A 12810-nucleotide genomic window follows, 5' to 3' on the forward strand; every position below is an offset into this window, starting at 1 on the left:
CATATTATCTGCTATAATCACAGCTTTATCTGATTTTAGATCCATTCTGTTCTTTTTTGAGTTAACTCAGATTTTTCGTTACCTCCGGTACTAATTGTGGTTGCAGGTTCAAACAACATTATCTCGACTTCATTCTTAACCACAGGTCTATGCTCTATTCCCTTTGGGATAATTATAAATTCACCTTCTGTTATCGGAATTCTTTTATTTCTCAATTCCATATTAAACTCTCCTTTAATGACTAAAAACATTTCATCTTCATTATCGTGTTTATGCCATTCAAATTCGCCCTTTGCTTTTACAAGTTTTATATGTTGACCATTTAATTCCCCAACTATCCTCGGATTCCAATAATCAGAAAACTGAGACATTTTTTCAGCAATAGAAATCTTTTTTATTTCCATTTTTGTATTGGGTTTAATGGTAAGGCTTAAACTACCTGAGCCTTTTTATTTTGAATAAAAAGCTTCTCGTTCAGTTTTCTTAATGTAGGAATTTTATTCTGGGTGTTTACAAGAAGAGAAATATTATTATTGCTTCCACCGTAGGAAATCATACGTACGGGAATATCGTTTAGAAGCTCAAAAAGTCTGTAAGTTTGTTTGTCTTCAATTACAGATTCTCCAACAATACAAATAATACTATGGTTTTTCTCTACAGTAATTTCTCCGTAAGAATCCAGTTCCTTTAGAATCTCATCCAGGTTGCGGTCGTCATCTATAGTGAGGGAAATGGCAATTTCTGAAGTGGTGATCATATCGATTGCCGTCTCGTAATTGTCAAAAACATCGAATATTTTCCGGAGAAATCCATGCGCCATCAGCATCCTGTTAGACTTGATTTTAATTGCTGTAATTCCGTCTTTTGCTGAAATTGCTTTTAATCCTTTTTCTTTAGCTTCAGGAGAAATCCTTGTTCCCTGGGAATCTGGCGTAAATGTATTTTTCAGGAAAATGGGAATATTCTTATCAATAACCGGAGAAATAGTTTGCGGATGCAGAATTTTTGCTCCAAAGTAGGCCAGTTCCGCAGCTTCTTCAAAACTTAATTCGGAAATACGATGTGTATTTTCCACATAACGCGGATCATTGTTGTGCAATCCGTCTATATCTGTCCAGATCTGAACTTCTTCAGCATTTATTGAAGCTCCAAGAATTGTGGCAGAATAATCGCTGCCTCCTCTTTTAAGCGTACTGATCTCGTTATTTTTATCGATACGTACAAAACCCTGTGTGATGTAAAGATCACTTTCCGGCTTACTGGCTATTACTTTATTAAAATGCTCCCCTACTTTTTTTGTATCGGGATTCTCAAGATTGCTCACATACATAAATTCCTTCGCGTCCAGCCATTGATTGTGGATATTAATACTTTCCAGGTATTTCGAGAAAATATAGGTAAGCATCGTCTCACCATAAGTTACGGTTTCGGCATATGTTTTTTCTGAATAAGCGTTTCCGGAAGTCTGCTTCAGTTGAGCCAAAATATCGTTGATAAAAGTAAGAGTGGAATTTTTAATATCCTCATCCTGAATAAGCTCATTAATGGCGCTTTCATGGCGTTGCTTTAAACGCTGAATAACTGCATCGATTTCTTTTTCGTTTCCAATTTTAATGGCTTCAGAAATAGAAACTAACTCATTGGTAACTCCAGACATTGCTGAAAGAACCAGTAATATTTTACCTTCCTTAGACTGGATGATATTTTTTACATTGTTTATACTTTCTACAGAACCTACAGAAGTTCCTCCGAATTTCATTACCCTCATGATGAAAAAATTTAATGCTGCATAATTAGTTTTTAAAGCCATGCACCAAAAAAAAATGCATGATTTTATATACATTTGCACAAAATGTGTAATATTTAACAATGAAGACAATTACCACCTGCGTTCATGATATTATCAAGCACCAGCCATTCCTGGACGATGCAATGGCCCGTGACATTGTTAATTTTAGCGGATTGGCAGCAGATATACAACCACAGGTTGAAAAAGAAATGCGTAAACCGGTGAAACAAGGCTCCATAATAATGGCGTTGCGCAGGTATGCGCCCAAGCGCAGTAAAGTAAATATGAAGGCGCTGCGGGATCTTGGGGATATCGTAGTAAGATCTGGAATTACGGAATATACTTTTCTCAATTCTAATTCAATCATCTCAAATAAAGCGCGATTGCTGGAAGCTGTTAAAGATAAAACCGGTGTATATCTAAATTATTCAAGTAATTATCAGGAAAGCAATATCTTGGTTTCTTCCTCCCTCACAAGCCTTGTGGAAGACTGTTTTAAGAACGAGGTTAGGGTGACAATTAAAGAAGAATTATCTTCTATAACCATTGCATTGCCCAAGAACAGTTCCCAGAGTGTGGGAATGTATTTTTACATCTTTAAACTTCTGGCCTACGAAGGAATTCCTGTTTTTGAAATGATATCTACATCTAATTACTTCGCTATATTCCTTGAAAAAGAGTATGTGAATAGCGCATTTTTATTAATGAATGAGATAAAAGAGTAGTTTTACCAGTACCCAAGATATACCCCGGTTACCGCCACTGCTGCTATTAGTAAGATTAAAATAATCGCTATAAATGTGCCGCCAAATCGGGTCTTTTTGTTGTCTTCTACAATGTAATCTTCGGTGCTGTGATTGTACTTGTTGTTAGATGCCATGTGTGGTTGATTTTAATTTATTCTGTACCACCATATTTCATTTTGGAAATTCATTGGTAGTACCAGTTGATTTTTCTCGTTGAGATATAAAATATCTCCTGAACTTTTATCTGAAGTTAATATTTCTTCCTTTTTGCCATCGGTATTTATCCGGTAGATCTTTCCTGTTCCCCAATCTGAAATATAAAAAGTCTCATCGTCAATTCTTTGCACTCCGTCAAGATTGCCAATTCCTTCAGAAGATATTTTGTGAATGGATTTGTCTTCAGGATTTACAATTAGAAAATTCCCCGGCTCATTATTACTTCCCCAGGCTGATGCATACAGTTTTCCGTTAACAAAAAGGAGTCCGTTAACATATTCAAGATCTTTGGAAAATAACCATTCTTTTATCTGGCCAGATTCCGTTGACATTTTATAAATAGCACTTTTTCCACTGTCAGAAATATAAAGATCGCCCTCATTATCAATAGTAATATCGTTAAGTGATTTTGAACCCTCTACTTTTATAGTTTTGGAGATTTCTCCTTCTTCAATATCCATTACTACAACCTCAGTATTATTAGTAACATAAAGTTTATTACCATCTACCAGTAAGCCTTTAGGATCTTTTAATCCTGTTATCCATTCGCGGGTGTCTATAGATCCATCAGCAGAAAGCTTTGAAATAAAGCCATCTCCGGGTGAATCACCGGCCATGTTGGAAACATACATGAAATTATTGGACTCGTCGATTACAACAGATTCCGGATGGCTAAAACCTTCAACTTTTTTAATAAGGCTTACCTCACTATGCTGTGCGGAAGAAATCGCACCAAATAATATAATTGTCGCTGCTGAAAATAGTGATTTTAGATTCATTTTTATGAATTTTAGAGGTCTAATATACTGAAAAAGATAATATCCCTGTAAAATCTTTCTTACCTAAAGTTTTCCCAAACCATTTATGAACTGAAAATTTCTTGCTTAATTTCATGTCACAAAAACAAGATATGAAGAATATAATAAGGGCTGTACTTGCGGGATGGGGAGCGAAGAAAATTGGCGGCGGCTGTGGTTGCATAGGGATAATTGTTGTATTTATTATTCTCTGGTTAATTCTTGGCGCGCTGGGACTCAACTAATTTCCTGTTATTTATACTCCTCTACCAGTACATTCCATTCCATAGTTTTTAAAACCCCCACTAAAACCGGATTTATCTCGTTAAGCAGTGGTGAATTTTTCGGGAAGGTGTAGCTGTAATAATCTTTCTTTAAGGTTTTTTGTAGTACTTCCAACTCATCGTTTAACTGATCTGTTTCTATGATATATGTCAGCATAGGGACATCATATACAAATAAAGATGTTTCCTCATTGAGAAGAGACTCTATACCCTGCATCTCACTAAAAACAGTATCTACTTCAATATTGTAAAGATCCAGAAATTCCTGAGAACTGGAATTGGCCACGGTAGTAACATCAAAATTTTGCAGATCCTGAACCGAGGAGATTTTGTCATTCATTGTTTTTACTGTTAAAGAAGAAGCAATTCCTGCCGTAAGACTGGAAATCATAATTATAGCCATAAACATCCAGATAAAACCAATCACCCTACCTCCGGTTGTTCTAGGAGATTTATCACCGTAACCTACCGTAGTCATTGTAACCGCGCTCCACCAGAATCCCTGAAGTATGCCACTCGTCCCGTCACCAAATTCTTCCGGATTCTTTTTTCTCTCAAAAATCCATACGAGAAACCCGAAAATAAAAATAACTCCCAGGAGAATAAGAATGGCAGAAATAAAGTTCCAGCTAACAATATTTTTAATGTATTTCCATATTTGGGATTCTCTCCTCTTTGCTATCCCTGTATTTGATATGAAGTATGGCTGAGAAAAATCCAGGGTCTCCATCCTTTTGTCGGTTACCGTAATAGGATTTATACTAAAATCTACCTCTTTGTTTCGGATGCCTAAAAGTAAATCACTTAAAGAACTATAAGTGCGGAATTCATATTCGGATTCCAGTTTCTCATTTACAAGCTCCCACGAAGATATACTTAAACCGGTAAACTCTCCGTTATTTTCTGAAATGAATGGCGGGGCTTCTGTAATGCCAATTATCAGTTTCCCATCAGCAACTGTAGTAGAATCCTGCGCATAGATTTTTGGCGAATAAAGAAGTATTATAAAAAATAAAAAGGAAAACAATTTCATAAAAAAAGATGTATTTCCTGCAAAGTAAAAAAAAACAGGAACAGAAGAAATTTTAAAGATACTAGCAGGATTTATTTATTCTGAAGGGGTTTCTTCCTCAACCACATAATATATCTCCAGTTTTTTCCTTCCAAACTCCCGGGCTTTCTGCGAATCTTTACCCATATAAATATCAATTTTATTTTTCCATCTTGCATTCATTTTGTCTTTTACAAGAAATTCTCCTTTAAAACCTTCAATTTTCACCCTTGTATTGTAATCGAGGCCTCTCCTTATTAAATCCCTGGACACCGCAATAACTTTTTGTTCTGGTTTCAATGTATCTCCCCAGGCGGTAATGTTTGCATCTCCTTCCCCCTGATAGTCCAGGGAATTATAAGCTGAAGCGGTGACAGAGAGTGTGTCCCAGTTTACATCGTCCTCTTTGCTCCCAAAATCACAAGCAGAAAAACTTATTATCCAGGTAATTAAAACAACTCCTGAAACTGACTTTAGGAAAACAGATTGAAAATTTTCTTGCTTGTTCATGATATTATTATTTTATAGACTCCAGCCGTCACGATATTCGTATACTAATCTCAGAAATTCCGCCCTTATCAGCTTTATTCATATGAGCCTTACTTCTGCCCACAGGAATTGTATAGTTTGATTTCCACCGATATTGGAAAAAAGGCCCGCAATGTTAAATAATCCCTTTAAATTATATAAAAAAGTTAAGTTTTCCAACTAAAAGACTATAATAGGATGCCTAATTTGGAAGTCCATGAGATAAATGTACCTTTGCAAAATTAAATGGCTTAAAGATTGAACTTAAGTCAATTTTATAATAGTAAAACAAAGATATGAGTCAAGTAAAACAGAATGACACGGTAAAGGTACATTACACTGGAAAACTAGCTGACGGGCAGGTATTTGATAGCTCTGTAGAAAGAGGTGAACCTATTGAATTTACTCTTGGACAGGGGCAGTTGATCCCAGGTTTTGAAAAAGGCCTTATCGACATGCAACTGAATGAAAAAAAGACTGTAAATATCCCTAAAGAAGAGGCTTATGGTGAGCCAAGGGAAGAACTCGTTCAGGAAGTAGATAAAAGTCAGTTACCTGAAGATATAAAGCCTGAAGTTGGAATGGGACTAGTTTCCAAAGCTCCAGATGGTAGAGAAATGAACCTTGTGGTTAAAGATGTAAAAGAAAATTCTATTGTGGTAGATGGAAATCACCCACTTGCAGGAAAAGACCTTGTTTTTGACCTGGAAGTTGTGGAGATCAAGTAATTTCCTCACAATTTTCTATAGCTTAAAGCTCTGCAAAATTTGCAGAGCTTTTTTTATGTCTCAATTACTTCAATAAAGGGTTAAGATTATTGTAATTATTTGGTATACAGGGATCATATATTTACCTTAATCTCAACTAAAAACATAATTATGAAAAGACATGCAACAGCCGTTTGGAACGGTTCTATAAAAGAAGGAAATGGAAAAATAAGTACGCAAAGCGGGGTTTTGGATCAAACCCAATATTCTTTTAAAACCAGGTTTGAAGATGGAAAAGGTACAAATCCCGAAGAGCTAATAGGTGCAGCACACTCAGGATGTTTTGCCATGCAATTGTCTGCTTTTCTTAGCGAAGAAGGATTTACGGCAGATACTTTAACTGCAAAAAGTGAAATCACCTTTGAAGATGGCACTATCAAAAAATCACACATAGATTTACATGCCAGCATACCTAATATTGAAAAGGAAAAGTTTGAAGAACTGGCAAATAAAGCCAAAGAGAATTGCCCGATTTCAAAACTTCTAAATACCGAAATAACCCTTACGGCAAAACTTGAAAAATAATAAAACTGAATTTCTAGATAATATTGAATTATAAGAGAGCTGCTCTAAAACCCGAATGTACGGTTTTGAGCAGTTTTTTTTATTTTTCCAGAATGTGCATTGCACTTTTCAGACTATCGAAAATTGCCATTTTTAGCCCCTCCCCTATTTTGTTGTTCTCCACAAACTTCTGATTTACTTCCAGTTCTATTCCTGAATATTTCTTCGGAAATTTTTTCCGCAAATAGGTTGTGAAACCATCAGCCTTGCCTAAATAAGGATAATTGTACCTGATTTTTAGCTCCGGTAACTCTTTATTCAGCAACTTTTTAAATAAAACTGAAAAATCCTTCTCTGTAGTCCGTGCGGGATCGTATAAAAGTCCAATATCAGCATTACGTTGCATTCCGTTTAAAACCGGAGTAAAAGAATGCACCGAAAAATGACAAATCTCCTCCCCTGCTTCAAAATATTCTGAAATTTTCTCTTCCACCGCATTCCGGTATGGAAAATAGTAGTCCCGGAGGATTTTTTCTTTTTCAGCTTTGGACAAAACTTTAGTAAATTCTGAAAATAACTGCGGATGATTTTCAGAACGGTTCACTTCCACCACTAACCTTCCTGTTTTTTGGTACATGCCGAAATTTGCCAGTTTTGACACCTCAGTATAAAGATCGAATACCCCGGGATCATAACCGCGATGGGACTCTAAAACTTTAGCAACATCTTTAAACAGATATTTATATTCCTGCGGAATGGTATTAAAAGCATGTTCGCAGGTCACCACAAGTTTCATGAGGTAAATTGCCTGTTTTGGGCAAGGCAAACAGAAAGTTTTTGATACACCTCCTGAATGTTTTCTTCAGAAAAATCCTCTCCAACTGCTTTTAAAACCCGTGTAGACAGACTTCCGTTTTCCAGAAGAAATTCTATACTTTCCCGGTGCGTTTCAGAAATATTATTTTTTACCCTTGCATATAATTTCTTCCAAATTTCACCAGCTGTGGTCTTTCCATGAAGATCAAAAACATCAAGATAAGTGCTGTTCAAAATTTGGCAATTTTCGGCATTCTTAATCACTCCATTAAAGATTTCCAACAGATCATCTTCACGCCACTTTTTTTGGTCTTCCAAAGCAATTAATTGTTCACTTACCAGCAACTTAAGACTTTCAATAATTAAAACGGCAATGGCTACATCTGCCTTTGGACATTCCTGGAGGTCTATTACCCTTATTTCTATCGCATTCCTGTCGAACCTCGCGATTGCTCCGCGGGAATTAAGGAAATGATGGTCAAGAATATGCTCTGTATCATGTGGCTTAATCGCTTTGTTTATCGGCTCAAAAATTTGCTCAAAATACGATTCTCTGCTAAAAACCTGTTCCGGAATAATTTTTCCTGCCATTTCAGGAATTTCCTTCTGATTGGTTTTGTAAACTTCCATGCGGCTATCCAGAAATCCGGTACTTTTACCGTCAAAAATTGGAGAACTTGCACTTAGTGCGGGAATAATCGGAAGCAACAATCGTACTGCTGCATGCAGTTTTTCAAATTCAGCATCATCAAAAAAGGGCAGATTGATGTGCATACTTTGCACATTGCTCCAACCATGCCCACGGCAATCAAAAATCCGATTATAAAGCGCGTAAATTTTGCTATAGTTATGTTGCCACAGCCGGGTTTCCTTTTCCGGATTCATTAAAGGATGCGCCGCGGTGGGCAACAATTCAGACTTGAATTCCTTCAGCAAAAGGTTCATTTCCTTTATGTTTTCAGAAAATTTTTCGGCAAGATTATCAAGATCGGCAGTAGGACCGTTAGTTTTTAACTCGACTACGTGCGCCACCAACTCGTTGCACCACTCGATTTCCCCATTGGAAACATCTGAAGTAAGCGTGCCGTTCTTCTTTGTTAAAAGCTTGTCTACTATAGGATTCACCTTAAAAGTTTCGGAGTTTACCAGCATGTATTCCAGCTCGATTCCAAAAACTTCAAATAATTGGTAACTCATATTTCACCTTTTTTAAGCCTGCTTTTCAGCGCAGATAAAATTTCAATATAAACCTGATCGCCATAATATGCGTCTTCCACGCCAAAGTCGATATTAGGATTGTCGTTAATTTCAATCACCATCGGTCTTTTATTAACTTCCTTAATATCAATTCCGTATAGGCCTTTCCCCATTAATTTAGCCGATTTTAAAGCCATTTCGAGGATCTTAGGCGGAACTTTTTCTATAGGAAGGCAGTCTGCATTCCCATCCTGATCGTCCTTTTTCTCTGCATCCCAATTGTAAATCTGCCAGTGACCTTTAGCCATATAATACCTGCAGGCAAAGAGCGGTTTGTTATCCAGAATCCCGATTCTCCAGTCGTAATCTGAAGGAGAAAATTCCTGCGCAATCACCAGATCAGATTTTTTAAGCATTTGCTGCACCAGTTCCCGGTATTCTTCTTCTGTACCGGCTTTTTTCACACCAAAGGAAAAAGTGGAATCAGGAGATTTTAGCACCACCGGTAATCCCGTAATTTCCAGAACCTGGTGCGTGTTATTTTTATGGACAATCACTGTTTTTGGAGTTGCAATTCCGGCGTTTTCCAGGGCTTCTGCCATAAATACTTTGTTGCAGCATTTAAGGATCGCATCGGGATAATCTACAAGGGCGATGCCTTCCTGCTGCGCTTTCCGGGCAAAAGCGTAAGCTTCATTATTAACTTCGGTACTCTGGCGGATAAACAAAGCGTCAAAAGCAGATAACCTCGAGAGATCTTTAGGTGATACGATTTCTACGTAAAAATCCATTTTTTCAGCCAGTTCCACAAAACGTTTTATGGCCTTTGTGTTACTGGGCGGTGCAGGATCTCCCTGCTTTACCAGAATTGCCAGATCATATTCAGCTATATTTTGACGCGGAATATCGTAACGTTTTTTCGAAAAGTACTGAGAAGCGAACTGGTACATGCTGTCCTTATGATCTTCCGGAATTTCAGCTTCAGAAATTGCTTTGATGTTCTTAATATTCCATTTATTGGTGCGCACAAAATTTACTCTTAAAAAAGGAATCTGAAAATGCCTGTAAAACATAGCGCTAAGCTCCTTATATTTTTGCGCAACATTTTGTCCAAAATAAATACTCAGTGTAAATTCTGAAGCTTTGATGTTTTTCAGACTCTTCTGAATAACATCTTCAAACTCTTCAGAAACAATTTTTACCAGTTTTGGTTCCCGCAGATCCACAATATTTTTTACGGTGGGAATAGCCATATGTCCCCTGGCTTCAGCTAAAAGAGAAACATAATAGCCTTTGCTCTGGTAAGAATAATCTTTGCAGAGATTAAAGATTCGGGCTTTTTTAAGCTTTGAATATTCCGGGTTCGTTAGATAAGATTGTGCAGAGATAATCTCCACATTTTCGGCAAGAACCTCCCATTTTTCGGGATGATTTACAACAATATATTTATTCATTAATTGGATGAAAGTTTAATCAAATGTAATTGAAAAACGAATAAGTTAAATAAATTTTTTGTACAGTAAGTTAGGTTTTTCAACTAAAAAAATACTTCAAAAACGGAACATATAAAGATCTGATTTATAATCCTACTGAAAGGATCTTACCATTCCAAAATATAGCTTTCTCTGTTTTTAAACTGAAAATCATTTATAGAGACAATTTCGATCAAACTTCCGTGGAAAATTTTAAAGAGAAGACCTGCTCAGAATTCTAACTGAAGTAAAATCTTCTAAAAGAAATAAAAATTCTGAAGTAAGTAACCTGACAATAGACAAAAAAGAGGAGGGTCGAAAATTGTTATTTTCCACCCTCTGCTATCTATTTAAGATTTCTATTAATCCTTCTTTCTCTTCTTTTTATCCCACCAAACATAGGCGATAAAAAGGATTAAACTAATGACAGAGCCCCACAGAAGTCCGGTTTTAAGACCATCTGTACTTCTACCAATAATTGCTATAAATAAAATAAGAGGTGCGATACCAGCCAAAGTAGCACCAATAAATTTCCAGTAACCCATTTTTAAAATTCCTCCAACAAAACTAATAGCATCATTAGATAGGAAAGGATTTAGCCGGGTGATAAAAATTGCCCAAAACCCATAATCATCAAGGAAGTCCGCTACTTTTTGTTCAGATTTTTTACCGATAACTTTTTCAACAATTACAGGTCCAAAATATCTCCCTATGAAATAGCCCACAGATGAAGCAGAATATACTGCACCGAGCACAATAAAACTGCCGTAAATTGGACCATAAGCAACTATAGAAACCACCATTAACAGAATTGTTGGAATTACCAGTAGAAACATTTGCGCAATCATGGTAAGAATAAGGACTACCGGACCAAACCATCCAAACTGGTTCACCCAGTCCTGGATTCTTTCCTGATCGTCACTGGTCAAAACATTCCAGGATTCATTTAAAAAACTCTGCACTCCCGGGATGAAAAAATAACTTAAAACGAGTCCGGCGACGATGGCTATGGAAATATATAATGGTGCCTTACTTTTTTTTACGCTTGTAGTTTCTATTTGATTATTGTCCATTTATTTTAGTTAAATTAGTTGAGTTCTATCTCCATAATATTGGCAGGCTCGCCTTCGTTGGAAATATACGTTTTTCCTGAAGGACTAAAAGTGATCCCTTTAGGCTGATTAAATTCTTTTTTACTTAATTTAATAATTTTTTCAGCATCTCCATTGCTGCTCATGATCAAAATTTTTGGATGAATTCCCTCCAATACATAAATTTTTCCATTAACAGGATGAATAGAAAGGTCTGACGGACTCATAACTTTACTTAACTTCTTCTCTTTTATGTCCTTAAAAACTTTGTCTTTCATAGTAATATTAAAAACAGGTTGAGATCGAAAACTGCCATTTTTCAGGCTGTACTCATAAATTCCTTTTAAAAACTTTTTGGTATTCTACATTTTACAGCCAGTAGGATACGAAATATTGCTGTTGAAAAGTGTTCTGCACAGCAGAAGGAGTCTGACTTTCCGGACGGGAATTGCCTAAACACATTTCTAATTAAGCTGTACTTCCAGAATGTTGGCCGGAGCCCGTCGGCTCTCGTTAGAGATATAAAGCGTGCCTTCGGGATTAAAAGTTAAACCTTCAGGTTGTTGAAATTTTTCAGGATCCAGAAGATGTATTTTCTTAAGGTTTCCCTGCGAATCAAAAATTAATAGTTTAGGCTGATGTCCCTCCAGGATGTATATATCGCCATTTACAGGATGAATTTCAATTTCAGAAGGTCTAATAATTCTTTGAGAGCCTCTTCCTTTAACAGTATCGAAAATACTGTCATCTGGATTTATTCTGAAGAAAGGTTCTTCATTCATTTTTAATGCTTCTAAGTCAAAAGAAAAAACACCTTTAGCAGCAGGATTTTGACGATCTGTATCTTTTATTGTGAGAAGTAATCTGTTATTTTCAGCGTCCAATCCCATTCCCTCCACGTCTTCCTGATCCAGCGGAGTCTGATATTCATTTACTACAGGATTTTTTTCTTTATAATTTCTGATGTGAAATATTCTGCCGTCACTGCGCATTGCGTAAGCATCTGTACCATATACAGCTACAGCTTCAAAATCCCCCGCACCACTAAATCTCAATTTCGAAACGATTTTAGAAGAAGAAAGGTCATAAATAAAAATAATTCCATCCTCATCCTGAATACAGGCGATTCGGTTATTTTCCACCCAGCTTAAGCCGGATATTTCATCGAGCTCTCCAGGTAAATCCCATTGCTGTTCAATTTGATAAGTTTTTTGGGAGTCATCAAAGGACATATAGGCAGTGTCTTTAAATACAAAATATAGAAGCCCTCCCACTGCCACGATAGCGGCTATTATCCAAAACACAATTTTATACATGAGAATTTTTCCTTTTTAAAGAAATTGATAGCCTGTTTGCCCTAAAGTATCCATTTGAAAGGCCATACCAAAATCATTAACAGTTTTTTGCAAATAATAGAAGGGACACGAAAAACGGATTCGAACCTTAAAAACCATAGTTTTCACCCGGTTTAGTTAATAAAAAGTTAATTTACTACTATTTTATACATAGTACTGTCACATATTTAGAAATGAATAGTCTATTAGATATAACC

General features: G+C 36.4%; 16 protein-coding genes. 4 read left to right on the forward strand and 12 right to left on the reverse strand.

What is annotated here, in order from left to right:
- Positions 1–35 precede the first annotated feature (35 nt).
- Both RM545_RS15940 and RM545_RS15945 read right to left on the reverse strand, forming a co-directional pair.
- Positions 36–404, reverse strand: a complete 369-nt coding sequence (locus RM545_RS15940; protein WP_311496284.1) for a cupin domain-containing protein — start codon at positions 402–404, stop codon at positions 36–38.
- 26 nt (positions 405–430) lie between these two features.
- The gene (locus tag RM545_RS15945; RefSeq protein WP_311496285.1) at positions 431–1768 is read right to left on the reverse strand and encodes an aspartate kinase; all 1338 of its coding nucleotides are present in this window, start codon (positions 1766–1768) and stop codon (positions 431–433) included.
- Between the two features lie 101 nt (positions 1769–1869).
- On the opposite strand from RM545_RS15945, the gene RM545_RS15950 reads away from it, so the two are divergent.
- The gene (locus RM545_RS15950; protein ID WP_311496286.1) at positions 1870–2514 is read left to right on the forward strand and encodes a hypothetical protein; all 645 of its coding nucleotides are present in this window, start codon (positions 1870–1872) and stop codon (positions 2512–2514) included.
- Positions 2515–2516: 2 nt separating this feature from the next.
- On the opposite strand, the gene RM545_RS15955 is transcribed toward RM545_RS15950, so the two are convergent.
- Together RM545_RS15955 and RM545_RS15960 are read right to left on the reverse strand one after the other, a co-directional pair.
- The gene (locus RM545_RS15955) at positions 2517–2669 is read right to left on the reverse strand and encodes a hypothetical protein (protein ID WP_311496287.1); all 153 of its coding nucleotides are present in this window, start codon (positions 2667–2669) and stop codon (positions 2517–2519) included.
- Between the two features lie 12 nt (positions 2670–2681).
- A complete protein-coding gene (locus RM545_RS15960) occupies positions 2682–3530 on the reverse strand; it encodes a Vgb family protein (RefSeq protein ID WP_311496288.1) in 849 nt (282 codons plus the stop codon).
- 131 nt (positions 3531–3661) lie between these two features.
- On the opposite strand from RM545_RS15960, the gene RM545_RS15965 reads away from it, so the two are divergent.
- Positions 3662–3793, forward strand: a complete 132-nt coding sequence (locus tag RM545_RS15965) for a hypothetical protein (RefSeq protein ID WP_311485979.1) — start codon at positions 3662–3664, stop codon at positions 3791–3793.
- Between the two features lie 7 nt (positions 3794–3800).
- Here the strand turns inward: RM545_RS15965 and RM545_RS15970 are convergent, their stop codons facing one another.
- Complete coding sequence (locus RM545_RS15970; RefSeq protein WP_311496289.1) at positions 3801–4865, reverse strand: transporter substrate-binding domain-containing protein; 1065 nt, start codon at positions 4863–4865, stop codon at positions 3801–3803.
- Positions 4866–4940: 75 nt separating this feature from the next.
- Entirely contained in the window at positions 4941–5393 is a 453-nt protein-coding gene (locus tag RM545_RS15975; protein ID WP_311496290.1) for a 3D domain-containing protein, read from the reverse strand.
- 314 nt (positions 5394–5707) lie between these two features.
- On the opposite strand from RM545_RS15975, the gene RM545_RS15980 reads away from it, so the two are divergent.
- Together RM545_RS15980 and RM545_RS15985 are read left to right on the forward strand one after the other, a co-directional pair.
- Positions 5708–6139 (forward strand): FKBP-type peptidyl-prolyl cis-trans isomerase, encoded by a 432-nt coding sequence (locus RM545_RS15980; protein ID WP_311496291.1) that lies wholly within the window; start codon positions 5708–5710, stop codon positions 6137–6139.
- Positions 6140–6289: 150 nt separating this feature from the next.
- Positions 6290–6703, forward strand: a complete 414-nt coding sequence (locus RM545_RS15985) for an OsmC family protein (RefSeq protein ID WP_311496292.1) — start codon at positions 6290–6292, stop codon at positions 6701–6703.
- A 79-nt stretch (positions 6704–6782) separates the two neighbouring features.
- Here RM545_RS15985 and RM545_RS15990 read toward each other — a convergent pair whose 3' ends face one another.
- From RM545_RS15990 to RM545_RS16015, 6 genes are all read right to left on the reverse strand, one after another.
- Entirely contained in the window at positions 6783–7478 is a 696-nt protein-coding gene (locus RM545_RS15990; RefSeq protein ID WP_311496293.1) for an N-formylglutamate amidohydrolase, read from the reverse strand.
- On the reverse strand, positions 7475–8695 hold the full coding sequence (locus RM545_RS15995) for a carboxylate-amine ligase (protein WP_311496294.1): 1221 nt from the start codon (positions 8693–8695) through the stop codon (positions 7475–7477). The genes RM545_RS15990 and RM545_RS15995 overlap by 4 nt, the downstream gene beginning before the upstream one ends.
- Complete coding sequence (locus RM545_RS16000) at positions 8692–10149, reverse strand: RimK family ATP-grasp domain-containing protein (RefSeq protein ID WP_311496295.1); 1458 nt, start codon at positions 10147–10149, stop codon at positions 8692–8694. Before RM545_RS16000 ends, RM545_RS15995 begins: the two co-directional genes overlap by 4 nt.
- 380 nt (positions 10150–10529) lie before the next feature.
- Complete coding sequence (locus tag RM545_RS16005) at positions 10530–11240, reverse strand: TVP38/TMEM64 family protein (protein WP_311496296.1); 711 nt, start codon at positions 11238–11240, stop codon at positions 10530–10532.
- Between the two features lie 14 nt (positions 11241–11254).
- A complete protein-coding gene (locus RM545_RS16010) occupies positions 11255–11536 on the reverse strand; it encodes a hypothetical protein (protein WP_311496297.1) in 282 nt (93 codons plus the stop codon).
- Positions 11537–11722: 186 nt separating this feature from the next.
- Positions 11723–12574, reverse strand: a complete 852-nt coding sequence (locus RM545_RS16015) for an SdiA-regulated domain-containing protein (protein WP_311496298.1) — start codon at positions 12572–12574, stop codon at positions 11723–11725.
- Positions 12575–12810: the final 236 nt, after the last annotated feature.

It is taken from the genome of Autumnicola lenta (assembly GCF_031846515.1).
Lineage (GTDB): Bacteria > Bacteroidota > Bacteroidia > Flavobacteriales > Flavobacteriaceae > Autumnicola > Autumnicola lenta.